Source organism: Stutzerimonas sp. 21-1 (genome assembly GCF_056336065.1).
Genome location: NZ_CM150500.1, coordinates 128,114 through 152,688 on the forward strand (window position 1 = coordinate 128,114; position 24,575 = coordinate 152,688).

Consider the following 24,575-nt stretch of genomic DNA (forward strand, 5'->3'; position numbering starts at 1 on the left):
CATGAGCATCGTTTCCCTCCCGCAACACCTCAACAGCCTGCGCCAGCGCGCCGACGGCCCGGCCGCGGCGCGGCGCCAGCAGCTGGAAGTCGTCTCCGAGCAGTTCGAGGCGATGTTCCTGCAGCAGATCCTCAAGCAGATGCGCAAGGCCGGTGACGTGCTGGCCGCCGGCAACCCGATGCGCAGCCGCGAACTGGACACCATGCGCGACTTCTACGACGAAGTGCTCGCCGAGAGCCTGGCGACCAAGCGCCAGACCGGCATCGCCGACATGCTGGTGCAGCAGCTCTCCGGCGGCCTCGACGGCACCGCGCCGGTACCGACCGCGCTGGGCCTGGCCAGCGCCGGGCCAGCGGGCCAACACGCCCTGCGCGGCACCTGGCAGCGTGGTATGGAGGCTCTCGACAACGCCTGGGCGGCGGGCAAGGCGAGCTTTCAGGCGCTGGTCGCCAGCGTGATCAAGCACGAGTCCAGCGGCAACGTCGCCGCCGTCTCGCCCAAGGGCGCGCGCGGCCTGATGCAGCTGATGCCGGGCACCGCGCAGGACATGGCCGCCGAGCTCGGCCTGCCCTACAGCGAGGCACGCCTGACCAGCGACGCCGAGTACAACAAGCGCCTGGGCAGTGCCTACCTGAACAAGCTGCTCGAACGCTATGACGGCCACCAGGCGCTGGCGCTGGCGGCCTACAACGCCGGGCCGGGCAAGGTCGACGAGTGGCTGCAGGAGCATGGCGATCCGCGTGCCGGCGACATCGACGCGGCGAGCTGGGTGCAGAAGATTCCTTACGCGGAAACCCGCGACTACACACGCAACATTCTGCGCGACCTGCAGGCCGCAACGGTGCGCCAGAGCGAGCCGCAGGCGCAGGCCGCCCCGGTGCATCCGCAGTGGTCACAGCCAGCGCAGGACAGCCTGGATGCCGCCGAACGCCTGGCCAACGGCCAACTGCTGGCTGCCGCGCAGGGCTGGCGCGCGAGCAGTGCGCTGCGCGCCGAGGTGTCGGCGCAACGACCCACGCTTAATTCCACCGCCGCACCGGTCGCCCTGAATAACCAGCAGCGAAGCGGCGGGCACCTGTCCGTGGCGTTCGCCCAACCGATCCGGATCGAGTCGAAGGAAGTCGTGTCGTGAGCATTCTCAGCCAGATTGGCTACAGCGGGGTTCGGGCTTCGCAGATCGCCCTCAGCGCGACCGGGCAGAACATCGCCAACGTCAACACCCCGGGCTTCAGCCGCCTGGCGCCGGAGCTGCATTCGCTCGGCGGGCAGACCGCCTCCAGCGTCGGCGGCGGCGTGCAGGTCAGCAGCATTCGCCGGCTGTCCAACGACTTCCAGAACCAGCAGCTGTGGCGCGCCAGCACCGAGAAGAACTACTACGGCACCAGCCAGCAGTACCTCACGGCGCTGGAAGGGCTGATCGACAGCGAAGGCTCCAGCGTCAGCGTCGGCCTCGACAACTTCTACGCCGCGCTCAGCGAGGCCAGCTCGACGCCCGAGTCGATCGCCCTGCGTCAGCAGATCCTCAGCGAGGCCAAGCAGCTGGCGCAACGCTTCAACGGGCTGAACGCCAACATCGGTACCCAGCTCCGCGCCCTCGAAGGCCAGCGCGTGGCGATGGTCAGCGAGATCAACGGCCTGTCGAGCAACATCGCCGAACTCAACGCGCAGATTCTCGAGATGGAATCCTCCGGGCGCGATACCGCGACCCTGCGTGACTACCGCGAGAACCTGATCAAGGACCTCAGCCAGTACGCCGGCATCCGCGCGCAGGAGGCTGCCGACGGCAGCCTCAGCGTGTCGCTGGTCAACGGTCAGCCGCTGGTCGCGGGCAACACCGCCGGCCAGCTGCAAGTCAGCGAAAACCTCGCCGGCGAGCAGGAACTGACGCTGGTCTTCGCCAAGACCTCCTTTCCGCTGATCCAGGACGGCCTCGGCGGTTCGCTCGGCGCACTCTACGACATGGAATACGGCGCCTTGCGCCCGGCCCAGGACGACCTGCACGCCATGGCCGACGCGCTGGCGCAGGCGGTCAATGACACCCTGGCCGGCGGCTTCGACCTCAACGGCAACCCCGGCCAGCCGCTGTTCGTCTACAACCCGGCGAGCACCAGCGGCATGCTCGCGGTGGGCACGCTGTCGACCCAGGAGTTGGCGCTGTCCTCGGTGGCCGGCGAAGTCGGCAACAACCAGACGCTGCTGGCACTGCTCGGCACCAAGACGACGAGCGTCACCGTCGGCGGCGATGCGGTACCGCTGAACGATGCCTACGCCGGACTGGTCGGGCGCGTCGCCAGCGCCAGCCGGCAGAACCAGGCCGACCAAGCCGCGGCCACCACCGTTGCCGAACAAGCCCAGGCCCAGCGCGACAGCGTCAGCGCGGTCAACCTCGATGAGGAAGCGGTCAACCTGATGGCCTACGAGCAGGCCTACCAGGCCAACATGAAGGTGATCAGCACCTCCAACGAGCTGTTCAACGCCGTGCTGGCGATGTTCTGAGCCACCTGACGAGAAGAAGACCATGCGCATCTCCAACGCCCAGATCACCGCCACCATGCACGGCTCGCTGAACAACAGCTCGGCCAAGCTCGGCAAGCTGATGCAGCAGATGGCCAGCGGCGACCGCATGCTGCGCCCCTCCGACGACCCGATCTCGGCGGTGCGGGTGCTGCGCATCGAGCGCGAAGAGGCGACGCTGGCGCAGTACCGCACCAACATCGCCAACGTCTCGGGCAACCTGTCCAAGCAGGAAACCAACCTCAAGGCCGCCTCCGACACCATGCTCAGCGCCCGCGACCTGCTGCTCTGGGCGGCCAACGGCAGCAACACCAGCGAGGACCTGGCAGCTATCGCCAGCGAACTGCAGAGCCTGGAGAACACCATCGTCAGCTTCGCCAACGTGCGCGACGAGGAAGGCCGCTACCTGTTCTCCGGGACCTTCAGCGATCGTCCCGCGATCACCTTCGACGCCGCCACCGAGACCTACAGCCTCACCGGCAACGATCAGCACCGGCAGGCGGCGGTCGCCAACGGCGTGCTGGTAGAAGAGAACGTCACCGCCGCGCAGGTGTTCGGCGCCGGCGTGGACATGCTCAACCAGCTGCACGCACTGGTTAAGCAGCTGCAGGATCCAGCGCTGGACGCCAGCGACCCTGCCGTTGGCGCGCAGATCGCCGCCAGCATGAACAGCCTCGACGCCACCCACAGCGAGCTGCTCGGCGCGGTCACCGAACTCGGTGGCCGGCAGAACACCCTGACCCTGCTGACCAGCAGCAACCAGGACGTGTCGCTGGTCAACCAGAAGATCGAGGGCGAGCTGTCGACCCTCGACTATGCCGGTGCCAGCATCGACCTGAACAACTACCAGCTGGCGCTGCAGGCGACCCAGAAGACTTATCTGAAGATCAATGGCCTGTCCCTGTTCGGGATGCTCTGAGCGAGGGATGCCTGAATGAAGATCGGCAAGCAGCTGCCGGCTGTTTCGGCAGTCAATCCGCAGGAGCGTCGCCAGGCGCTGGTGCCCGATGCACCGGCGACGTCGCGCCGCGCCGCGGCCAGCGAAACCGCGATCGCCGAAGCCGGCCAGCGCAAGAGCACCAGCTTCAGTCTGCAGCTCAACCAGCAGCTGTCCTCGATGCAGACCGCCGAAAGCTACCTGGCCGACCTGCACAGCCGGCTGTCGCAGCTCAAGCTCAGCCTCAGCCGCGAACTCGGTGCGCCGGGCCAGGCGGCAAGTCAGGAGGCCATCCGCGAGCAGTTCCAGCAGGTCGACGAGCTGCTGCAACAGCGCAGCACGCGTTCGGGCAATACGCTGGATGCCAACCTCAAGCTGCGGCTCACCGAGCCGGTGCGCAGCCGCTTCAGCCTGCAGGGGCTGGACTCGCTGGAGACCATCCGCCAGTCCGGCCGCGAGACGCTGCTGTTCAGCGGTGGCCGCCAGCTGGCCGAGCCGGTGGCGGTGGTGCTGGATGACAACCTCAGCGACGAACAAATCCTGCGCCGCTTCAATGCCACCCTCGGCAATGCCGGCATCCGTGCCGAGCTGGATCAGCACGGCCAGCTGAAGTTCTCGGCGCGCGAGAGCGAATGGCAGCAGCTCAAGGACCAGCTGGCGGTACAGGGCGAGGACAAGCTGTTCGCCAAGGGCCGCTTCCAGCGGCTGCAGAGTCAGGAAGAGCGGGGCCTGAGTTTGCCCGCCGAGCCGCAGCTGGATTCCTTGCGCGAATTGCGCCGCCTGCTCGACAACGTGGTGGCGGGGCTGGACAAGGTCACCGCGCTGCGCGACCAGCTGAGCCAGCGCCAGCGCGAGATCCGCGAATTCCTCGCGCGCCAGGCCGATGCTGACGAGCAGCAGTGGGCCTTGGAGTTTGCCCGCGAGCTTTACGAACTGATGCAGCGCAGCCCCTCGAGCTACGCCGCGGTCACCCAGACCGTGGTAGCGCAGGCCAACATCGGCCGGTTTGCCGTCGTCAGCCTGTTGTCCGCGTAGCTGCTTCGGCGGGTTTTGACGACCTTGCGAGCAATGCTACTTGGTGTGGTGGCAGGCACCGGCCCAGGAGCAATCGCCTCCTAACAGACTTTGAACAATCCGCTCGTAGCATGTAGTCGTCTGCGGGAAAGCCAATCAGCTTCCTTGTTTTGCAAATATTGGTTTGAGAGTGATCTAAGAGAACTACTCAAAGTCAAGCAGGCTTCCTTGCACGGAATTTGCGATGCAGGGAATATAGGCTAGGTATCGTGAGTTTTTCTTGACTATTATTCCGTGCTCGGGCTCTTGAGTTTCTGCAATTCTGTTGATTTTCATTATCACTGTATATGTGTAGGCACCGTTCGTAAGGCTGACAGAGTTGCTTAATTCGTTTCCAGAGAGATTGCCCATGGAAACCTCGACTTCATGAGACGATTTCTTCATTTCCAATTCTGGTGGCTGGTTAGGGCTCCCGAAATTATAAATAAATTTATCATCTTTCCTTTTTAATTCGATTATTTTATTAGAGGTCGTGGTGCAGCGGAAAAAGGGATTCCCGTTGTCAATAGGCTCTGCCGCCAAGAGGGACGAAAAAGGCAAAAATAAAGTTAATAAAATATGTGAAATATTCATCCGGCGCCTACAGTTAGTGGTAACCAATAAATTGAGAGTTTTCGGCTAACTTAATACTCGTGAGCCTGGCCGGTATTGTTTTCTCTTTCCCGTTGGTAGTAACGTTTCGCCCCTTGTTGGAGTCCTTTTTCCCAAAGAACGTCGGCTGGATTCAAAATAAGCGCGGTGCGGTCGGCGCTATTTCTTCTGCGTTTCGAAGCGCGCGAAGTGCTACATTGAACTCGCTCGCTTCAGCTAATGCGTAACGAATGTCGTTATAGCGCTTAATAATGGCGGTCTGTCAGCCTAGAGATTATTACTTTGTGAAGAAGTTTTAGGGGGGCACCTTTCCTATCTTTAAGCTTTTGTTTGGTTAGTTCACCTATTTGATTAAAGTAATACTGCCTAGCTCTCTCTTATACGGTATTTCCCGCATTGATGACGCACGTCTCATACGTCGGCAGCGATTGTCGACGCTTCATTCTTAGGTTCGGCAGGATAAAAAGTGTCACCTGCTGGCACATTCGAGGGTGTCCTTGCATTGTATCCATCCCTTAACTTCGCCTTTCTTCTTGTTGTTGAAAACAATCTCCAGCCAACCTGCTTTCTGATCAAGTACTAGAGCTTCGTCGCCAACTATCAAATACTTTGAGGTTCTGTCTGCGACGTTGGCCTGATCGTATAAAAATGTCTTGCGCAATATGCGGGTAATTATGTGTTTCTGCCCGAGCCAAGCTTTATATTGTGAGGAGGCTAGTCTGCTTTTGATGGCGGCCTCGGATTTATAAGGGTAATCGTATATGAGTTTGTCACTCGCAGGTGATGACAGAACGTCCCCTCCCGCACCGAAGTATGCACTGATGCGCTCGTTCCGTTCGTATGCCAGCGGATGTAGGCGGTTGTATACCTGCGTTGTAAAGTAGTCAGAGCCGTAATTGATACCGGTATCGGAGTACAGAACTACCCTATGAATGACGAAGAGTTCTGCCTTGCCGTCGAAATCTGAGTCTGCCAAGAAGGCGGCATCCACTTCCCCTGGATCACCAAGATAGGGGAGTTTTGCAAACTGCGTTTCTCTTTCGGTATCGCATTCGTGCACTACTATGACGATTGGGAAAACATTTCCATCCGGATCAATAGGCGTTTCTGATTTTTTGAAACGTATTGCAGTGTCATCACCCAGCAAAATCGGGTTGTACATATCGTCTACGGTTTTCTCCGCACACGCCAAACTGTTTGCGTAGGATGTGTTAATTGTAGGGATAAGAAAAAGTGCGAATAGTAAGCAATTGACCGTATTCATGTGGAGCAGTTTCCGTACAATTCAATAAATGCCTTGGTGATCTCGCGTTTGAACTGCTTTCGTTCTGTCAGCCCTTTTGTTCCACCGTTAATTGTGCGCGTGATTTTTTCTACTGCATCTTCTTCGGTCAGGTTAGCATCTTCTGCGTAGGTTTTCAGTCTGTTACTTTTCCAAAACCAAAGCCCAGTTTCGACAATTACCGCTACGTCACTTTCTACCAGTGTAGGTTCAGCAGCGATCGGCTTCCCTATTGCCAAGGCGCACGATTGATAGTTCGAGTAATGCGTAAGATGTAGTAAGCCGCGTCCCCGGTAATCATTTTCCGGATATTCTTTGCTACCAAAGCAATGCTGGCCATATCCTGCATCATTCTTTAGAAGGTTATCTTCGATATATTTAAGCTTTTCCGCATGCGTGGCAAAGTTTAGGGATTTGCGGATGAAGCCGTTGTTTATTGCTGTGGGCGCCATGTTATATAGGTCTTGTGCTGTGTAGCTGGAATAATAGAGTGACTCACGAAATGCAGTAAATCGTTTTGTTTCGTGCTTGGCTTGCGCGAGCAGGTGGGTTACTTGGTCACAAGAAGTTATTTCGTATTTCTTAAATAATCTGTCGGTGTGTAGGATGAAACTTTTGATGAAGTCGTCTGTTGTACTGCTTGGGCAAATTTTCTTCATCAGCTCATAAGTTATAGAGATGCTTTTATTGCATTTCGAGCAGGTATTTTTTTCTGCTCGCGTAAAGCTGGCCGCGAGCATGGGAGCATGGATGTGCCAAGCTGATCCTTCCCCGCTAATGCAATGCTGTCCCGCTAGCTCTTTCCACCAGCTCAGCTTTTCGATCCGCTGTTTTTCAACTTCCCAGATCGGACTCGGCTTACTAGGCTCCTCCGCCAGTAACGGACCAATCTCATCCCACTTGTCTTTGTTCCAGAACCACTCGCTTTCATACTTGGTGATCAGCTGCCCGAGCACTTGGGCGTGCCAAGGCTTGGCCAGCGCCGTTCGGATTTCAGCGCTGGTCAATACGCCATCGTTATCGGTATCGGCGATGTCGTAGAGACGAGCGAGCGTTACGATTGGGCCGCCATCGGCCTTGCTGATCTGCGCCCGGTAGTTGTGCTGTTCGTCTGCGCTCAGCAGGCCTCTTGCATTGAAGGCGTAGGCGAGCTTCTCGACGGGCGTTCCAGTTTCCTCGATGCATTGAAAGCCTTCCCACTCCCACGGGCTGTGACGAGTAGTGATCAGCTCCTGCTCGGCGAGCCAGCCATCGATGGGGTTGCCGTTATCGTCGGCGAGCAGGCCGTCCAGTCGCCACCATGTGGATGTGCTTGCCGGTGTGCTGCCTTCGGCAGGGATGGTGACCTGAATCTTGTGCGAAGCCGGCAACCCATCCAGCAGCGCTTGCGGGATTATCAGGTCGACACCGACCTGCGTGCCTTCGTCGCTGAGCTTGGGAGGATTTCCGACATTGATACCCTCTCGATGAGCAATCAGTTTGCTGGCGCCTTTGTAGACTTTGAGCAGGGTTTTCTGGTCGTCCGGCAAGCGGCTGGCCCAGGCGCGGCTCCGGGCGATGAACCCGGGCACATCGTCGCAGCTGAACAGTTCGACATGGACCATGTGCTGAGCAGCGCTGTCGTGGTTCTGGTACAGGCCCGGATGGCCAATCAGATCACCCGCCTTGATCGGCAGCCCGTTGTCGAGCACGACAACCCTGTCGTATTCCGCTGGCTCGCTCTGCGGTTTAAGCAAGCCTGTGAATACATAGCCGGGCAGTTGCCCCTTATCGTCGCTTGCTAGATCGGGTTGTGCCGTGCCGCTGATCAAGCTGACCAGCTTGCTGAACTCGCCTTGCGTTTCGCCAACTACGATTTCAGCGCCCCTGGACAGCTCCGATAGCTTGGCGGCGTTTTTGCTGGGGCTTGCGCGCACGCTCAGACCTTGATTCTGCGTATTCACCGTATAGCGGCTGGTTTCCCAGAAAGCGGGGCGCGGCAAGTTCGGTTGCGCTTGATAGCCCGCCCAGTCGAGCAGGTGCATGTATAGGCTGTAGAGGGTCAGGCTTGGAGGGGGCGGGCTTTCAGCGATGCTGCCATCTGCATTCCGCTGGGGTGGCGGCTGGAGACGGTGCTTGATCAGAACGAACCCCGTGGAAAAGGGCGCTCGTTTGACGCGCGGGATCTCGTCGGTAAATTCGCTGACTGGGTAGCACTCGTCGATACGGTAGGCAATCACCTCTCCGTCGGCGATACAGCGCACGCTCGACTGGTCGAACGCAGCAGCCGTGCCTTCGTCGAAGTGAACGCCACCATGCCACAAGCCGTTGTCGCCGAAGGGGTAGAAGCCGCCCTTGGCCTGGGCCATATGCGTAAGCAGCTGCAGCGGATTGTTGCTGGTGTCCTTGCTGGGAAACGGATAAGCCCAGTTGATCGGCTTGTGTTCGGCCATGTTCGATGCTTCCTTGCGTTCGAGCCGGCTGCGCAGCCGGCTGTTCTTAGCCCGAGAAACTGAGCGAGCGCTTGCGTTTGCTGGTTGGGTTGATCGGCTCGCCCGGCAGTGCCTGCTCCAACAGGCTCCCCGCCTTGTCGCTATCCGCCATGCCCGGCAGCACTGGCGGTTTGATCTTGATCCCCGAACCCTTGCCCGGTGCGCCGCCGGCGTTAATCCGCGCCAGCGGGCCGGAGACGGTGATGCCGCCCGGGTCGAGCTTTATGAAGCTGCCGCCGGCCTTGAGGGTCAGTTCGATGCCGGCTTCTATGACCATCTTCTGCCCGGCTTTGAGGTGGATCTCGCGGCCGGCCTTGGTCAGCTGGGCGGTGCCGAGCTTGATGTGCTGGGTCTGGGCGATGGTGAGGTGATCGTCGGGTTTGACTTCCACCTTGCGGTCGCCGGCCACGGTCAGGTGCTCCTCGGCGCGGAATTCGCTGTAGCTGTTGGCTTCCACCGTGTCGTGACGTTCGTGGCCGACGCGGATCTTCTGGTCGTGCTCGATGTTCTCGTCCCAGTCGCGCTGGGCGTGGATGTAGATCTGTTCCTGGCCCTTGCGGTCTTCGATGCGCAGTTCGTTGTAGCCGCCACCGCCCGGTGAGCTGAGCGTCTTGAACACCGTGCGGGTCTTGTTTGCCGGCAGGTCGTAAGGGACCTGGTGTTCCTTGTGGTACAGGCAGCCGGTCACCAGCGGTTGATCGGGATCGCCTTCGAGGAAGGTCACCAGCACTTCCATGCCGACCCGCGGAATGGCGATGCCGCCATAGCGGTCGCCGGCCCAGCTGGAGCTGACACGCAGCCAGCAGCTGGTCTTGTCGTCGGCCTGGCCTTCACGGTCCCAGTGGAACTGAACGCGCACGCGACCGTATTCGTCGCAGTGGATTTCTTCGCCGGCAGGTCCCGTGACGACGGCGGTCTGGCTACCCAGCACCCTCGGTTTCGGATGGTGAAGGGCTGGGCGGAAGGGGCTGTCCCAGGGCGTGGCGCTGAAGCGGTTGCGGTAACCCTGGACGAAACCATCGCCAGGCGCGACATGACTGGTGACCGACTCCTCCAACACCTGCGGCTGCCTGCCTTCATGCAGCACTTCGGTGAGCAGCCAGAGGTCGTTCCATTCCCGGCGCGGGTGGTCGGACATCTCCAGCAGATGGCCGCTGACCAGTCCTGGTTGATCGCTGTTGCCTTCGGCAAGGCGGTAGTCGTGGCGATGGCGCTCCAGGGCGCGTTGCGACAGGTGCTTGCCGCGGGCGCGCTCGGTGAAGCTGCCCGGGTAGTCGTAATCTTCCAGGTCGGGCTGCGGCAGCGCGTCCGCCGCCGATTCGCCGCGGTAGGCCGCCTCCATTAGCAACCTGGGCTGTTCGAAGTCGTAATCACGGCGACTGACGCGACTGGTGCGGGTCGCGATGCGCACGGCGAAACGCTTGATCACCGGCTCGTCGGCCGTCATGCCGTTGTCCTGCAGATAGGCGGTCGGGCGGCCGAGCCTGGCGAAGCTGGTCTGGTCGTCGCCGAAGACCAGCACATGGCCGACCGTGCTGTGCTCGAAGTGGTAATGGATGCCCTCTTCCTCGCACAGGCGCTGGATGAAGTGCAGGTCGGTTTCGTCGTACTGCACGCAGTACTCGCGCTCTGGGTAGAGCACCGGGCCAAGCTGGAAGCGGTAGGCGTTGGCCTGGATACCGTGTTCCTCGAGCACCTGGGCGACGATCTGCGGCACCGTCAGGTGCTGGAAGATGCGCTGGTTGGTGCGATGGGCGAGGTAGGCCAGCTGCGGCACCAGCGTGAGCCGATAGCGGGTCAGGCGCTTGCCGGATTCACCCTGGGCGATGCGGTGGACCAGGCCATGAACGCCTTTGCCAGCTGGATCGAAGGCGAGAAAGGCTGGCCTGTGCAGCAGTGCCTGCAGATCCAGGTCGGCGCGCTCGCTGACCAGCTCCAGGTCGAAGCGATAGGGCTGACTGATGGTCTCGCGCCCCTGAAATTCGAGCACCTGAAAGTCGTGTTCGACGCCTTCCAGGGTCAGGCTGAAGTGGGTTTCATTGGCGGCGTTGAACATTGGGCTTTCCTTGTCCTGATGTCATCCACGGGAATGGCCGAGCCAGCGCTGCCAGCGGTTCGGTACGGGGCGGCTGAAGGCCTGCAACAGGCCCGCCGCATCGATGCTGCGCTGCGCTTCGTCGAAGGCCAGTGCCAGCCGCAGCGCCGGCCAGCAATGCGCCGGCAATTGCGGCGGGCGCTGCAGGGTGCGATCCAGCTCCATGGCCTTGGCCTGGCGGGCGCTGAGCCGGCGAAACGGATGGCTGCCGCCGGCCAGTTCGTAGAGCACGCAGGCCAGCGCATAGATGTCGGCGCTGGCGGTCAGCTCGCCCCCGTCGAGCAGCTCGAGTGCCGCATATCGCGGCGTCCAGGCGGCGAAACGCGTGCGGCACAGGCGCGGCAGACCGGGTAGCAGGCCTTCCAGTGGTTGGCCGAGGCCATAGTCGAACAGGCGCAGGCCGTCATCGGCGAGCATCACGTTGCTCGGTTTCAGGTCGCCATGCAGCACGCCCAGGCTGTGGGAATAGCTCAGCGCTTCCAGCAGCGGCAACGCGATACCCTGCAGTTCGTTCCAGGCCATGCCCTGCGGGCGCTCGCACAGCAGCTGGTCGAGGGTCGGCCCCTTGAGCAGTTCCAGGGTGATGAAGGCGCGCTGGCTGGTCGGGTCGATATCGAAGTTGTACAGGCGCACCACATGGCGGTGGCTGAGGCGCGTGGTCAGCGCGTATTCGCTGTAGAGCAGCGCGCTGGCGTCGGGGTATTCGGCGAAATCCTCGCTGAGCGTCTTCAGCGCCACGTAGGGTTCTGGATCGCCGAACTGTTCGCGCAGCAAGTCACGCGCGCGATAGACCGCGCCCATGCCGCCGACGCCGAGCAGGCGTTCGATTCGGTAGCGGCCGCCGAGCACGTCCGGCAGTTCGCCGGCAAGCGTCTTCGGTTCCGCCGGCACCGGCGTGGCCGCGGTGGATGCCAGCGCAAAATAGGTGAGATTGCAGGCGGGCTGGGCGTTCATCGGCGGATCACCACGGCGCTGAGGTTGTCCCGCGCCGGGCCCTTGAGCGCCTGGCGAAACAGCCGCTCCAGCGCCAGCTGTGTGGATGGCAGGCTGAGTGCGGCGCCGAGGGCGTCAGCGGACATGCTCTGGTAGAGCCCATCGCTGCACAGCAGCAGCGTGTCGCCGGGGAACACGGCGAATTCGAGGATATCCAGCTCCAGTTTTTCGCTGGCGCCGATGGCGCGGGTCAGTGCGTGGGCGGCCGGGTGTTTGGCGGCGAGCTCGGGGCTGAGTCGCTGCTCGTCGATCAGTTGCTGCAACAACGAGTGGTCACGTGACAGCTGATACAGCCGGCCGCCGCGCCACAGGTAGCAGCGGCTGTCGCCGGCCCAGATGCAGGCGGCGCGGTCATCCTCCACAAGCAGAGCGACCACCGTGCTGCCGATCACCGGATCGGGGCGTTCGGCGGTGATCGTCAGTTCCTGGCTGAGGCGGCGATTCAGCTCATGCAGGCAGCGCCGTAGCGCCAGCACCCGCTCCGGCAGCTCGCCGCCGCTGCAAAGCTCGGCCAGCTGCTCGACGATCAGGCGACTGGCCAGCGCGCCGTTCTGGTGCCCGCCCATGCCGTCGGCCACGGCCCAGAGCCCGGCCTGTGGCAGATCGAGAAAGGCATCTTCGTTGCGCGCACGCACCTTGCCGGTGTCGGTGCGCGCGGCGCTGCGCCAGCTGCACGCCGTTGTGCTCATCACAGCGTCGCCGGCAGCTTGAAGCCGCGCAGCAGCGCGAGGTCGAACGGATTCGGCGAGCGCTGGGCGTGCAGCAGGTAATTGGCGCGCAGACCGCCGAGATCGGCCTTGAGCATCAGCACGTCGCGGCCGCTGTGGTAGTCGACCTGCATCAGGTCGATCAGGCGGAACAGCGACCAGGGCCCGGTATTCTTCTCGATACCCACGCGGCGACCGCCGAGTTCTTCCACCACCAGGCTGGTGCGTCCGTCGTCGGCCTCGGCCGGCCAGCGGAACGCGGTCTGCACGATTGGTCCGTGGCGGTACTCCAGCTGCTGGTTGCCGAAGCGGAAGTCGGCGCGGCCGAGGCTCGAATCCAGCGAGTACGGCTCCAGCTTGAACAGGATCAGCGGCTCGTTGGGGTTTTCGGCGAAGAAGCTGCGGCGAATGGTCTGCGCCCGGCTCATCTGCGCGAGGAACTGTTCGGACAGCGGCAGGCCACGACCGTCGACCCGGCGCAACTGATACTCGCCGGCGCTGCCGCTGACGAAGGGCTTGAGATAGCGCTCGAAGAAGCTGTCTGCCAGGCCCTGGGCCTTGAAGAACTCGCGGAAGTCGGCGATGGCGACGTCGCTGGCGCTGTGGGCGCTGAACGGATAGCGCTCGCGCAGCGAACCGCGGTAGCTGGCGTAGAGCTCGTTGCGATAACGCTGGTTGAGGTGGTGGTAGGCATCGCTGAGCACCAGCGACCAGCTGTCCTCGGCCAGCAGCCCCAGCCACTTGCCCAGCGGCTGCGGCAGGCGTGCAGCGCTGTTGCGCAGCTGGTTGATGGCGTCGCGTTGGCCGCCCATGCGTGCCTTGGCCATCTCGAAGGCGGCCTGTTCCGGTGCGCTGGCATGGGCCAGCGAGGCCAGCTGCAATTGCAGGGCGTCGAGGGCCTGCAGACTGGCGCTCAACTCCGGGCCGGCGGCGCCGTTTTCGTCGAGCAGCTGGTGCAGCGGCGCGAAGCGGCGCTCCAGGGTCTTGCGTGCGGTATCGGGTACGTTCTTCAGCAGCGCAGCCTGGGTCTGCTCCGCCGCGGCAGTGGCCAGTTTGGCCGCCTTGCCGAGCTTGCCACCGGCATCTTGCGCCGCTTCGGCCAGCTCGCCGGCCTCGGCGGCCGCTTCGGTCAGACCGGCGAAGCGGGTGTTCTCGCGCACCTCCAGCAACAGTTGCAGCAGCGGCGAGTTCGCGGCGGTGAGCCCGGCGAGCTGCGCGGCACCCTGCGCCGCACTACCGGCGGGGAGAATGTTCAGCTGGGCAATCGCCTCGCTCCAGTGCGCGGCGTAGTCACGGAAGTAAAGCTGTTCCATTTCCACCAGCAGGCGGCCCAGGTCCTTGGTGCTGAGGCTGTCGCCTTCGCCCAGTACCCAGTTGTCGCGCAGTATCTCGCTGACCAGATCGGCGCCCTGTGCGACGAACAGCTTGTGATAGCCGCGCTGGGTGTAGAAGCCTGGAATGGTGTAGTCACCGCCGACGAACAGCGACGCCTGCGGGCCGAGCTGGGTGTTCATCCGGTAGTCGGGAAGGTTGCGCGCCTGATCGCGCAGCATGCGGTACAGCACGGCCGCCAGCGATTCGCTGCGCAGCTGGGCACGGGCCTTGGCCACCAGATTGTCGTTCAGCTGATACGGCGCGAAGGAGTCTTCCAGCAGGCGCGCAAAGTGCGTGTTGAGCCCCTGCTGCGCCACGGCATTGCCCGGATGGCGCAGCGACCAGTCGGCGGCCAGCCAGTCCTTGAGGAAGGCCGCTTCACGGCGTTCGGCCAGGTTCAGCATGAGATAGGCGCGCAGGCTGCCGAGCAGCTGCTCGCGATCGTTCAGGTTGGCGCGAATCTGCGCTTCCAGCTGCCGGGCGACACGTGGCAGCAGAAGTTTCTCCAGATCGCGGCGGTAGGCCTCGTGCAGCGTCGGGTCGACCGCTTCGCCCTGATACAGGCCGCCCCGGCGCAGCCAGGACACCTCGTCTTTCGGCGGGAACACCTGGGTCGCCGCATAGCTCGCGTCCAGGGCCTTGAGGGTGCGCAGTGCCTCGTCTCCCGCCTCGATGGTCTTGCGCTCGCTGCCGAGTTGCTGGGCGATGTCGCGCAGCTGTTCCAGGCGTTCATGGTTGCCGGAGAAGTTCAGTGCCCAGGCGCCGCCGATCAGCAGCAGGCAGCCGAAGGCACCGGTATAGAGGGCACGCTGGCCCCAGTCGATGCGGCGCACCTCGCGCTGGTCGAGGCCCGCCAGTTCGGCTTCCGGAAAGATCACCCGGCTGAGCAGCTGATTGATGAAGCGCGCGCGGCCGCTGCGGAAGGTTGGTAGCGCGCTGCTGGCCAGGCCGAGCTGGCGACCGATGCCGGCGGTGAGCGGGTCGAGACCTTCGCGCAGCTGCGGCGCGCTGGTCAGGTAGAAACCCCGCAGCTGACTGGCACGCTGATAGCGGTTGCCGGCGAAGGCCAGTTCGATGAACAGGCTCAGGCGCTCGCCGATCTGCCCCAGTTGATGGGGGAAGTCGAGGATGCGGCCGCGGCGCTGGGTATCGCGTTCCTGGTGCATGCGCAGGATCACTTGGCTGTTCAGCCGACGCAGCAGTTCCTCGAATTCCTGGCGCACTACCTGCGCGTCGCTGCCATTCTGTTCCTTGCGGAAACTCGCGCCGAGCACCTGGTCGCTTTCCTCCCGCGACAGCTGCTCGAAGAAGTCGTCGAAACCGAGAATCCGGTCGGCCTTGCTCAGCACCAGGTAGACCGGCACGTCCGCGTTCAGGCGCTGATGGATCTCGTGTAGGCGCTGACGGGTCTGGCGGGCGAGGTTCTCCAGCTCCAGTTCACTGCCGCCCTGCAGCTGGTCCACCGGCAGGTTGACCAGCACGCCGTTGAGCGGACGCGCGCGGCGCCTGCGCAGCAGGCCGAGCAGGGTGTCCCAGGCGCTGCCATCGACGGCAGCGTCGGGCTGGGTCAGATAGCGGCCGGCGGTGTCGATCAGCACCGCATGATCGGCGAAGTACCAGTCGGCAAAGCGGGTGCCCGAGACATCCCTGGTCAGGCGCTGCTGTTCGCTGCGGTTGAGCGGGAAGTCCAGCCCGGAGAAGTCCAGCAGGCTGGTCTTGCCGCTGCCTTGCGGGCCGATCAGCAGATACCAGGGCAGCTCGCTGCGCCATTTCTCGCTGCGCCCGCGATAGAGGCTGGAGGTCTTCAGGGTGCGCAGTGCGTGCTTGAAGCGATGGCGCAGCTCCTGCTGCTCCTCGCCGATCAGGCCGTCGCGGCGCAGCTGCTCCTGGACGTCCTGATCCTCGGCGTCGCGCTTCTTGCGCGCGCTGGCGCGCCAGCTGGCAAAGACCATGGCCAGGCCCCAGCCGAGGAACAGCACGCTGATGCTCAGCAGGCGGGCGGTCGCCGACTCCCAGAAGCGGTAGTCGTCGACTGCCAGCAACGGCCCGACGAACCACACCACGACCGCCAGCAGCAGAACCAGCAGCAGGCTCCAGACCCAGGTCCGGCGCAGCACGGCGCCGAGCTTGCCAAAGAACGTCTTCATCTCATTTCATCCCTGAAAAGGTGGAACCGCCGGCATCCATGTCCAGCGCTCGATAGGGCTGCAGCACGGCCTCGCGCTGCTCGCCGAGGACCCAGGCGAAGCCGCCGTAGATCACCCCGAGGCACATCAAGGTGAACAGCGCGACCATCCACCAGGGCACGATGCGCACCAGACGTCTGCGGGTGTCCTTGAGGCCTTCCCAGTGCGGCGAAAGCTCGCGTGGGATGTCGCCGCGCATCTGCCGGATCTGCCGGTAGAGGCTGTCGCGTACCGCTTCCAGTTCGAGCATGCCGCGCGGCAGTACGCGGTACTTGCCCTCGAAGCCGAGCGACAGGCAGAGGTACATCAGTTCGAGCATCGGCAGGTGCTTGACCGGATTGCGCGACAGCCGCTCAAGCAGCTGAAAGAACTTCTCGCCGCCGAAGGTCTCGTTGTGAAAGGAGGACAGCAGGCTCATCTGCGACCATTCGCTCTCGTTGCCCCAGGGCGTGGTCACCACGGCCTCGTCGAGCACGGTGCAGAGCACGTAGCGCGCCGCCATCACCTGGCTGCTTTCGGCGCCATCATGCAGCGCGCGATGTTCGAACAGCTTGATCGCGCTGCTCAACTGGCCATGCAGGGCCTGCAGGTCTTCGCTTTCCAGGCTGTGCTTGAAGCGCACCACTTCCGAGAGCAGCGGCGAGGCGGCGGCCACCAGCGGATTGAGGCTGATGTTGAAGGTTTCCGCCGGGCGCAGGCGGGCGGCGTAGATCATCCGCTCTTCCAGCTGCTCGAAGCGCGGCGGGGTGTCGAAGTCGGTCAGCGGGCTCTGTTCCGGTGCCTCGCCGGCGCGGTTGACGATGACCGTGCGGTCGTCCTGTCCGTAATCCATTTCCTTGATCATGTCGCTCAGTCCCTGACCGCCCAGAATTTCAGTTCGAGCCCGGCGAAGTCTCCGGACACATGGAAGGCAAAGCCGCCGGAACGCTCCAGTTGCGCCTGGTCCTCGGCGCTGAGCTCCAGGGCGAAATAGGTCTTGCCGGCATGGAAGGGGATCTGCCGCGGTGCCACCGGCAGCGGCTTGAGGCGGATGCCCGGCAGATGCAGGTTGACCAGCTGGCGGATGCGTTCCACCGGGCCGATCTTCAGGTGCGCCGGCAGCCGCGTGCGCAGGGTTTCCGAATCGCACTGGGCGCTGGCGGCCAGCACGAAGGAGGCGGTGCCGAGCAGCTTGTGATCGTGCAGTGGCGATACCTGAATGCCGTACTGGCGCTGCTGCAGCAGCAGTTCGATGGCGTGCTGTTCGAGGACCATCGACAATACCTGGCGGATCGCGTCCATCAGCTTGCGGAAGCTCGCGCCCTGATCGCTGTGCTGGTAACGGCCCTCCAGGCGCGGGCGTTTGCTCTCGCTGGAGAAGGTAGCCAGCTCGCCGAGCAGACCGAGCAGGTCGCGGTAGATCTGCTCCGGATGCACCTGCTCGACGCCCAGGTAATGGCGCAGCACCGGTTCGTGACGGTTGATCAGCTGCAGCATCATGAAGTCGCCAACCTCGGCGCCACCGACCTTGCCGGTGGCGCTGATGCGCTCGGCGAGGGTATCGCCGCGGTGGGCGAGCATGCTGATCACTTCCTTCAGGCAGGACAGCAGATAGGCGGAGGCCTGGAAGTTGACATAGGTGGGGATGAACTCGGGGTCGAGGCTGATGACCCCGTCCGGCGTGGTGTCCAGCACCTCGCACAGCTGCAGCTTCACGTAGGCCTGGTCGCTCTGCTGCTCGCCCAGCAGCAGGCGGAAATCCGGCAGGCCGGTGCTGACCTGGCTGGTGCTGCTGTCGCCGGCATTGGAGTCGGCGACATCCAGCTCATGGGCGGTGTAGCGCGCCAGCACGTCCTTCTGCTCGGGCCGGCGGGTTTCGATGTGGTTGCCGGTGACCAGCGGCAGCGCGAGATAGACCGGCGTGCTGCCGGTGTTCGGCGGGATGTCCAGCGCCAGTGGCTCGCGTTCGCTGCCCAGCTCGAACAGCGTGCCGTCGGGGAGGATGCCGCTGGCCTGGCTGAGCACCAGCTTGCCCATGTTGAGAAACTGGCGGTCGATCTCCAGGTTGAAGAACCCCCAAGCGTAGCTGCCCAGCTTCTGGGTACGCGCCTTGAGTTGGTGATCGTAGTAGCGATCGCTCTGCTGGAAGTGCTGCGGACGCAGCAGCATGCCTTCCTGCCAGACAACCTTGTGCAGGCTCATGCTTATTTTCCTTCTTCGGCGAGCGGGTCGAACAGCGCGATGCCGCGCTCGTCCAGGCTCAGGGCGACGCGGGTGCGCTCTTGCTGCGGCACGGCGATGACGTAGCGCCAGCTGGCTTCCGGCAGGTCGCGGTAAGCGGCCAGCACGCCGACGTAGCGGCTGCCGTCCTGCACCGAGAGCTTCAGCTCGCGGCTTTCGCCGGGACGCAGTTCCAGTTCCTCGGAGGTCACCAGGTCCGGCGCCAATGCTTCCTTGGGCCGCTGGTAGAGGGCGAAGAAGTCGCCGTTTTCGAACGCCACCGGATGCTTGAGCTCCAGCAGGCGCAGCACGATCGGCGACGGCCGTCCGTTGAGGTCGGGGTTGAGACGGTCACTGCCGTGCAGTTCGAGGTCGAGCTTGGTCAGCTTGGAGTACGGCGACAGCGCCGAGCAGCCGCCCAGCACGAGCAGCGAGGCCAGCATGGCCAGGGTGATGCGACGAGGCATGGGATCATCCTTGATGGGTTGAATCGAGCGTGGCGATCAGGCGCACCTGCTCCTCATAGGTCTTGGCGAAGTCGCGGGCGAACAGGCGCTCGCTCCAGTCGGCATCCTGGCCGAGGCTCTGATGCAACCGGCGATAGGCGCGCCAGCGACTGCCGGCAGTAGCGACCAGCGGTTTGCGGCCCTCGCGTTCGAAACGCAGTGCCAGCTGCTCCGGCGCCAGCTGTTCGAACATGGCGTGAACGGCGGCGCGGCTGGCCGCCAGCAGTGCTACCTGATGCGCCTGCAGATCGCGGAAGGCGCGACCGATGGCCTGTTCGGCCGGCAGTTGGCCGGGCTTGCTAGCGCGCAGCAGGGCGCTCAGCGCCTCGCCCGCATCGGCGCTGTGCTTGAGTGGGTTGTTGCCGGCGCTCTGCACGGTGGTCACCGCCAGGCGCAGCTCGTTCTTCAGCTCGCTACGGGTGCGCAGGCTCTGCTGCAGACCGCCGATGCTTTGCTTGAGCAGGCGGGCGGCATTCAGTGCCAGCGCTTGGCACTGGTCCTCGTCCAGATCCTTGAGATCGACACCCAGCGCGTCGCCGAAACGCTCCCAGAAGCCGGCTGGCAGGCATTCGGGCTCTGGTTCGCGCTTGGGTTCGGTTGCCGCCGGCGGCATGACCAGCTCCGGCAGCGGCAGGCTTTCGGTGTCGATGCGTGCGTAGTCGCGCTGCTGGGCCTGGCGTTGCGGTGCCACCAGCGTCAGGTCAAGGTCGTCGACCTCGGCATAGATGCGCTCCTGCTGATCCATCGCGACCAGCGGATCGAGGTCGAGGAAGGCATCGTCGGGGATGATGGTGCCGGCCGGCTGCGGGCGGCCAATGTCGCCTTCGAACAAGGCCGGGTCCTGGATCAGTCGGGCGCGGATCTCGAAGTCGCCCAGGCAGTAGACGCTGCCGTGTTCGATGCGTTGCGGCTGGCCTTTGACCAGGCTGGCGCCGCTGTCCTTGAGCTGGATGCCATTGCTGCTGGTATCGGTGAGAAAGAAGCCGCCGTCGCGATAGCTGATCACCGCGTGACGCCCGGAGAGGACGCGCTTGCGATCCGGGATCACCCAATCGCAGCCTTCGGCCCGGCCGATCACGCCGCCGGCCTGCTTGAAGGTTTTGGTGGTCAGCAGCCCGGGCACGAATTGCTGGGCACCCACCATATCGAAGACCAGTTCCATGGTCGTGTCGCTCCTTGCGGTTACTGGCCGCGATTCAAGGCTTGCGGATCACCCAGCGGGCGATAGTGGTCATCGTCGAATTTGTAGTTGCCGGAGCAACCGGCGAGCAGCGCGGCGGCGATGAGCGAAACGAGGGCGTAATAGCGCACGGGCACGCGATTTCCTCCTTGAAGTCGTGTGTGGGGAGCGGGGTGCGCCTGGCGGCGCGACACGGGCGGCACATTGAAGTTCAGTTGTGGTGTCTGGCAGGTGATCCGGTTCACAGAACACCCGCCGGATGCTGCCGAAACGCGCAGACGGTCAGATATGCCCGCGCGGTTGCGGATGTCGGCGCCGATGCGGCGCGTGCCTGGGCGTGCGTGCTGCATCAGAGATCGGCCGGGCTGATATTCAGCCGTTCCATGCGATACAGCAGCGTGCGCCGTGGCAGGCCGAGTTCGCGAGCGGCCTGGCTCTGGTTGCCGCCGTTCTTGCGCAGGCAATCCATGAGCAGGCTGCGTTCGACCCGCTCCATGCGTTCGCGCAGGTTCAGGCTGCTGTCCAGGCTCGCCTCCACATGCAAATTGAAATGTTCCGGCAGCAGCTCACCGCCCTCGCAGAGCAATACGGCGCGCTCCACCAGACCCTTCAGTTCCCGCACGTTGCCGGGGAAGGCATAGCCGGCCAGACGTTCGAGCGCGGCGTCGGACCAGCAACACAGATCGCGCTGGAGGAAGGCGCAGGCCTTGTCGGCGAAATGCCGGGCCAGGCGCAGGATGTCCTCGTCACGCTCGCGCAGCGGCGGCAGCTCGATGGGGAAGTGCGAGAGGCGGTAGAACAGATCCTCGCGAAACAGGCCGTTCTCCACCTGGCTGCGCAGGTCGCGATGGGTGGCGGCGACGATGCGCACGTCGACCTTGTGGGTTTCGGTGGAGCCCAGCGGGCGCACTTCGCCTTCCTGCAGCACGCGCAACAGCTTGGCTTGCAGCAACAGCGGCATGTCACCGATCTCGTCGAGGAACAGCGTGCCGCCGTTCGCCGCATCGAGCAGGCCGCTGCGGTCGCGGTCGGCGCCGGTGAAGGCGCCCTTGCGGTAGCCGAACAGCTCACTTTCCAAGAGCTGCTCAGGCAGCGAAGCGCAGTTCTGCACGATGAAGGGTTTGCTGCGTCGGAACCCGCAATCGTGAATGGCGCGCGCCACCAGTTCCTTGCCGGTGCCGGTTTCTCCCGCGAGCAGCACGTTGACCGGGCTGTGCAGCACCTTGCCGATCAACTGGTAGACCGCGCGCATGCGTGGGCTGTCGCCGATCAGGCCGTAACCGCTGGCGCAGGGGCTGACTGGCGCGGCAGGCGGTGTGCTGCTGCCGGGCGCCCGCAGGCGCTGGAGCAGGTGCAGCTGGGCGAGACCGAAGGCGCCGAGCTGGGCCAGCGAACCGCTGAAGCCGTGCAGCTCGCGCGATTCGGTACTGGCCGTGAGCAGCAGGCCGGCGACGCGCTGCTGCTCGTCCTGCAGCGGCAGGCAGAGCAGGCTGCGCCACGGTTTCGGGCTATCCGGCAGGAAACCCGAAGCATGCAGGCTGCTGTCCAGTTCGCTGAGACAGAGGGTCTGGTTCTGGCATAGGCAGTATTGCAGCAGCTGTTCGCCGTCATAATCGCTCGGCAGGCTGGTGGCTTCGCGTGGCTGCAACAGGCCGTTGTGCCACTCGGCCGAGAGCGTCAGGCGGGTATGGGTGGCGTCCAGTAGATAGAGCTGGCTGAGCTGGCAATCACTCAGCTGCGCCGCGGTTTCCACCAGCCCCCCGAGCAGGCTGTCGGCGTTCGCCGCGCGCGCCAGCCCGGCGAAGCGGCCCAGCAGGGCCTCGGCATAGCGCAGCGGCTGTGGCACCTGATTGAACATCGCGGACATCTCAGGCGAACTCACAGACCAGCGCGCCGTCGCCATCCAGCGTGGCATGCACCCGCTGCAGCGGCTCGTCACTGGCCATGGCAGCGAGCAGGCGGTCCACCACCAGCGGTTGCAGGTGCTGCTCGATCAGATGGTCGATCAGGCGCGCACCGCTGTCGCTGTCGCAGCAGCGCTCGGAGAGGTGCGAGACCAGCGCTGGGCAGTGGCTGAACTGCAGCTGGCGACGCTGCAGTCGCTCACCGAAGCGTGCCAGCTTGAGCGCGACCAGCTCGTCGAGCACTTCACCGGCGATCGGGTAGTAGGGCACCACGCGCATGCGCCCGAGCAGGGCCGGCTTGAAGTGCTGCGACAGCTGCGGACGGATGGCCAGTTCCAGATCCTCGGCCGCCGGTCGCTGCCCAGCGGTGCAGAAACTGGCGATGCGCTCACTGGCGAGGTTGCTGGTCATCAGGATCAGGGTGTTGCGGAAGTTGATCTCGCGGCCTTCGCCATCATTCGCCACGCCCTTGTCGAAGATCTGATAGAAGGCGTTCATCACGTCCGGATCGGCCTTTTCCACCTCGTCGAGCAGGATCACCGAGTAGGGTTTCTGCCGCACTGCTTCGGTGAGCATGCCGCCTTCGCCGTAGCCGACATAACCCGGAGGCGCGCCGATCAGGCGGGAAACGCTGTGCTTCTCCTGGAACTCGGACATGTTGATCACGGTGAGGAAGCGCTCGCCGCCGTACAGCAAGTCGGCCAGGGCCAGGGCGGTCTCGGTCTTGCCGACGCCGCTTGGGCCGACCAGCAGGAACACGCCCACCGGAGCGTCGGGCTTGTTCAGCCCGGCCGCTGCCGCGCGCATGGCACGATCCAGCGCTTCTACGGCCTGTTCCTGACCGCGCACTCGGGCGCGCAGATCGGCGGCGAAATTGGCGACCTGGGCGTTGTGCTCCCGGGCCAGCTGCGCCAGGGGCACGCCGGTCCAGTGGCTGATCACCTCGGCCACCAGGCGCGGGCAGACCTCATGGCTGACCAGTCGTTGCTCGGCCTGGTCTGCGGCAAGTGCGGTCTGCACGGCGCGCAGCTCGGCCTCCAGCTCATCGAGCGATGGGGCCTCGCCGCTCTCGTTCGCATCGCTGCGCGCTTCGGCGGTGCGTTTGCGCAGGTCGAGCAGGCGCTCGGCGAGTTGGCGCTGCTTGGACCAGCGGGTTTCCAGCTGCTCGATCTCGTCCCCCGCCGTGATCAGACGTTGCTCTAGCCGCTCGAGGACAGCCGCGTCGACCGGCAGGCCAGCGGCCAGATCGCGGCGCATGGCTTCACGCTGGCGCTCACCTTCGGCTACCTCGCCACGCAGGCGTTCCAGCGCCTCGGGCGCAGCGGCTAGGCTGATGCGCACCCGCGCGCAGGCGGTATCCAGCACGTCGACGGCCTTGTCCGGCAGCTGCCGGCCGGCCAGGTAGCGCGCCGACAGCTCGGCGGCGGCCGTGACCGCATCGTCGCGCAGGTAGATGCCGTGACTCTTTTCGTAGACCGGCGCCAGCCCGCGCAGGATGGTGACGGCTTCCAGAACGCTCGGCTCGTGCAGTTGCACCGGCTGGAAGCGCCGGGCCAGCGCCGGGTCCTTCTCGAAATATTTCTTGTACTCGCTCCAGGTCGTCGCCGCGATGGTGCGCAGCTCGCCGCGCGCCAGGGCCGGCTTGAGCAGGTTGGCCGCATCGCCGCTGCCGGCCTGGCCGCCGGCGCCGATCAGGGTGTGCGCCTCGTCGATGAACAGGATGATCGGCTTGGGCGAGCCCTTCACTTCGTCGATCACGCCCTGCAGACGGCGTTCGAATTCGCCCTTCACGCTGGCGCCGGCCTGCAGCAGGCCGAGGTCGAGGCAGAGCAGCTCGACGCCCTTGAGTGCCGCAGGCACTTCGCCGGCGGCGATGCGCAGCGCCAGGCCTTCGACGATGGCGGTTTTGCCGACCCCGGCGTCGCCGACCACGATCGGATTGTTCTTCCGCCGTCGGGCGAGGATGTCGATCATCTGGCGGATCGCCGAGTCGCGGCAGAGCACCGGATCGAGCTTGCCGTCGCGGGCCTGCTGGGTGAAGTTGTGGGTAAAGCGCGCCAAGTTTGACTCGCCACCGGCGGCAGGTTTGCCAGTGCTGCCTTGCGGCTGCTGGCTGAGGGCGAAGTCGCGCAGGCGCTCGGCATCCAGCCGGGCCAGCAATGGCTGGTAATGACTGCCTGCATAGCGCAGCGGATTGCGCAGCAGCGCGAGAATCAGCGCGGCCTGGTCGATCTGGCTCTGGCCGAGTTCCAGGCTGGCCACCAGCAGGGCATCCTGCAGCCATTGCACCAGCTCGGTGGAAAACACCGGGTTGCGCGACTCGCTGTGCTCGCCTCGCGGTTGCAGCGCCTGGGCCAGCGCGCCGGCATCCACTTCGGCATCCAGCAAGGCTCGCTTGAGCAATCCATCGGGACGCTCGAGGAGGCCAAGCAGCAGGTCCTCGACGAGAATCTTGCTGCCGCCACGTACCACGCAGCGTTCGGCGGCGCCTTCCAGATCGCGCTTGGTCTCGGCGTCCAGCGCCTGTACCAGTTGTTGCAGATCGACATTGATCATTTTCAT

General features: G+C 64.0%; 18 protein-coding genes. 4 read left to right on the plus strand and 14 right to left on the minus strand.

Annotated features, from left to right (window positions below):
* The first annotated feature begins 1 nt into the window (after window position 1).
* From AC0ZJQ_RS00635 to AC0ZJQ_RS00650, 4 genes are read left to right on the plus strand one after another with little or no spacing between them, the layout of a single operon-like run.
* Window positions 2–1,132, plus strand: a complete 1,131-nt coding sequence (locus tag AC0ZJQ_RS00635; RefSeq protein WP_008567535.1) for a lytic transglycosylase domain-containing protein — start codon at window positions 2–4, stop codon at window positions 1,130–1,132.
* On the plus strand, window positions 1,129–2,496 hold the full coding sequence (gene flgK / locus AC0ZJQ_RS00640) for a flagellar hook-associated protein FlgK (RefSeq protein WP_008567537.1): 1,368 nt from the start codon (window positions 1,129–1,131) through the stop codon (window positions 2,494–2,496). The genes AC0ZJQ_RS00635 and flgK overlap by 4 nt, the downstream gene beginning before the upstream one ends.
* 22 nt (window positions 2,497–2,518) lie before the next feature.
* A complete protein-coding gene (gene flgL / locus AC0ZJQ_RS00645) occupies window positions 2,519–3,433 on the plus strand; it encodes a flagellar hook-associated protein FlgL (RefSeq protein ID WP_008567538.1) in 915 nt (304 codons plus the stop codon).
* 15 nt (window positions 3,434–3,448) lie between these two features.
* Window positions 3,449–4,486 carry a hypothetical protein gene (locus tag AC0ZJQ_RS00650; protein ID WP_237263662.1) on the plus strand — a complete coding sequence of 346 codons (1,038 nt, stop codon included), beginning with the start codon at window positions 3,449–3,451 and terminating at the stop codon, window positions 4,484–4,486.
* Between the two features lie 183 nt (window positions 4,487–4,669).
* On the opposite strand, the gene AC0ZJQ_RS00655 is transcribed toward AC0ZJQ_RS00650, so the two are convergent.
* The 14 genes from AC0ZJQ_RS00655 to tssH form a co-directional block, all read right to left on the minus strand.
* Window positions 4,670–5,098: a hypothetical protein gene (locus tag AC0ZJQ_RS00655; RefSeq protein WP_155551300.1), complete on the minus strand. Its 429-nt coding sequence runs from the start codon at window positions 5,096–5,098 to the stop codon at window positions 4,670–4,672.
* 487 nt (window positions 5,099–5,585) lie between these two features.
* On the minus strand, window positions 5,586–6,380 hold the full coding sequence (locus AC0ZJQ_RS00660; protein WP_476477193.1) for a hypothetical protein: 795 nt from the start codon (window positions 6,378–6,380) through the stop codon (window positions 5,586–5,588).
* Complete coding sequence (locus AC0ZJQ_RS00665) at window positions 6,377–8,830, minus strand: glycoside hydrolase family 19 protein (protein WP_476477194.1); 2,454 nt, start codon at window positions 8,828–8,830, stop codon at window positions 6,377–6,379. Before AC0ZJQ_RS00665 ends, AC0ZJQ_RS00660 begins: the two co-directional genes overlap by 4 nt.
* A 46-nt stretch (window positions 8,831–8,876) precedes the next feature.
* Window positions 8,877–10,925 (minus strand): type VI secretion system Vgr family protein, encoded by a 2,049-nt coding sequence (locus AC0ZJQ_RS00670; RefSeq protein ID WP_476477195.1) that lies wholly within the window; start codon window positions 10,923–10,925, stop codon window positions 8,877–8,879.
* Window positions 10,926–10,946: 21 nt separating this feature from the next.
* Window positions 10,947–11,918 carry a serine/threonine-protein kinase gene (locus AC0ZJQ_RS00675; RefSeq protein ID WP_476477196.1) on the minus strand — a complete coding sequence of 324 codons (972 nt, stop codon included), beginning with the start codon at window positions 11,916–11,918 and terminating at the stop codon, window positions 10,947–10,949.
* Window positions 11,915–12,646, minus strand: a complete 732-nt coding sequence (locus tag AC0ZJQ_RS00680; RefSeq protein ID WP_476477197.1) for a PP2C family protein-serine/threonine phosphatase — start codon at window positions 12,644–12,646, stop codon at window positions 11,915–11,917. Before AC0ZJQ_RS00680 ends, AC0ZJQ_RS00675 begins: the two co-directional genes overlap by 4 nt.
* Window positions 12,646–16,185: a type VI secretion system membrane subunit TssM gene (tssM, locus tag AC0ZJQ_RS00685; RefSeq protein WP_476477198.1), complete on the minus strand. Its 3,540-nt coding sequence runs from the start codon at window positions 16,183–16,185 to the stop codon at window positions 12,646–12,648. The genes AC0ZJQ_RS00680 and tssM overlap by 1 nt, the downstream gene beginning before the upstream one ends.
* A 1-nt stretch (window position 16,186) precedes the next feature.
* Window positions 16,187–17,068 (minus strand): type IVB secretion system protein IcmH/DotU, encoded by an 882-nt coding sequence (icmH, locus tag AC0ZJQ_RS00690; protein WP_155551293.1) that lies wholly within the window; start codon window positions 17,066–17,068, stop codon window positions 16,187–16,189.
* 5 nt (window positions 17,069–17,073) lie between these two features.
* Window positions 17,074–18,405, minus strand: coding sequence for a type VI secretion system baseplate subunit TssK (gene tssK / locus AC0ZJQ_RS00695; protein ID WP_155551292.1), 1,332 nt, complete (start codon window positions 18,403–18,405; stop codon window positions 17,074–17,076).
* A gap of 2 nt (window positions 18,406–18,407) precedes the next feature.
* A complete protein-coding gene (tssJ, locus tag AC0ZJQ_RS00700) occupies window positions 18,408–18,890 on the minus strand; it encodes a type VI secretion system lipoprotein TssJ (protein WP_301619542.1) in 483 nt (160 codons plus the stop codon).
* Between the two features lie 4 nt (window positions 18,891–18,894).
* The gene (tagH, locus tag AC0ZJQ_RS00705) at window positions 18,895–20,091 is read right to left on the minus strand and encodes a type VI secretion system-associated FHA domain protein TagH (protein WP_213662324.1); all 1,197 of its coding nucleotides are present in this window, start codon (window positions 20,089–20,091) and stop codon (window positions 18,895–18,897) included.
* Between the two features lie 20 nt (window positions 20,092–20,111).
* Entirely contained in the window at window positions 20,112–20,240 is a 129-nt protein-coding gene (locus tag AC0ZJQ_RS00710) for a type VI secretion protein (protein WP_370518368.1), read from the minus strand.
* 218 nt (window positions 20,241–20,458) lie between these two features.
* The gene (locus AC0ZJQ_RS00715) at window positions 20,459–21,967 is read right to left on the minus strand and encodes a sigma-54 interaction domain-containing protein (RefSeq protein ID WP_213663909.1); all 1,509 of its coding nucleotides are present in this window, start codon (window positions 21,965–21,967) and stop codon (window positions 20,459–20,461) included.
* Window positions 21,968–21,977: 10 nt separating this feature from the next.
* Complete coding sequence (gene tssH, locus AC0ZJQ_RS00720) at window positions 21,978–24,569, minus strand: type VI secretion system ATPase TssH (RefSeq protein WP_476477199.1); 2,592 nt, start codon at window positions 24,567–24,569, stop codon at window positions 21,978–21,980.
* Window positions 24,570–24,575 lie beyond the last annotated feature (6 nt).

What these genes read in the sequence shown, in the direction of transcription:
- AC0ZJQ_RS00635 (WP_008567535.1), top strand. Translation starts at nt 2, where the DNA reads ATGAGCATCGTTTCCCTCCCGCAACACCTCAACAGCCTGCGCCAGCGC.
- flgL (WP_008567538.1), top strand. Translation starts at nt 2,519, where the DNA reads ATGCGCATCTCCAACGCCCAGATCACCGCCACCATGCACGGCTCGCTG.
- AC0ZJQ_RS00650 (WP_237263662.1), top strand. Translation starts at nt 3,449, where the DNA reads ATGAAGATCGGCAAGCAGCTGCCGGCTGTTTCGGCAGTCAATCCGCAG.
- AC0ZJQ_RS00655 (WP_155551300.1), bottom strand. Translation starts at nt 5,098, where the DNA reads ATGAATATTTCACATATTTTATTAACTTTATTTTTGCCTTTTTCGTCC.
- AC0ZJQ_RS00660 (WP_476477193.1), bottom strand. Translation starts at nt 6,380, where the DNA reads ATGAATACGGTCAATTGCTTACTATTCGCACTTTTTCTTATCCCTACA.
- AC0ZJQ_RS00665 (WP_476477194.1), bottom strand. Translation starts at nt 8,830, where the DNA reads ATGGCCGAACACAAGCCGATCAACTGGGCTTATCCGTTTCCCAGCAAG.
- AC0ZJQ_RS00670 (WP_476477195.1), bottom strand. Translation starts at nt 10,925, where the DNA reads ATGTTCAACGCCGCCAATGAAACCCACTTCAGCCTGACCCTGGAAGGC.
- AC0ZJQ_RS00675 (WP_476477196.1), bottom strand. Translation starts at nt 11,918, where the DNA reads ATGAACGCCCAGCCCGCCTGCAATCTCACCTATTTTGCGCTGGCATCC.
- AC0ZJQ_RS00680 (WP_476477197.1), bottom strand. Translation starts at nt 12,646, where the DNA reads ATGAGCACAACGGCGTGCAGCTGGCGCAGCGCCGCGCGCACCGACACC.
- tssM (WP_476477198.1), bottom strand. Translation starts at nt 16,185, where the DNA reads ATGAAGACGTTCTTTGGCAAGCTCGGCGCCGTGCTGCGCCGGACCTGG.
- icmH (WP_155551293.1), bottom strand. Translation starts at nt 17,068, where the DNA reads ATGATCAAGGAAATGGATTACGGACAGGACGACCGCACGGTCATCGTC.
- tssK (WP_155551292.1), bottom strand. Translation starts at nt 18,405, where the DNA reads ATGAGCCTGCACAAGGTTGTCTGGCAGGAAGGCATGCTGCTGCGTCCG.
- tssJ (WP_301619542.1), bottom strand. Translation starts at nt 18,890, where the DNA reads ATGCCTCGTCGCATCACCCTGGCCATGCTGGCCTCGCTGCTCGTGCTG.
- tagH (WP_213662324.1), bottom strand. Translation starts at nt 20,091, where the DNA reads ATGGAACTGGTCTTCGATATGGTGGGTGCCCAGCAATTCGTGCCCGGG.
- AC0ZJQ_RS00715 (WP_213663909.1), bottom strand. Translation starts at nt 21,967, where the DNA reads ATGTTCAATCAGGTGCCACAGCCGCTGCGCTATGCCGAGGCCCTGCTG.
- tssH (WP_476477199.1), bottom strand. Translation starts at nt 24,569, where the DNA reads ATGATCAATGTCGATCTGCAACAACTGGTACAGGCGCTGGACGCCGAG.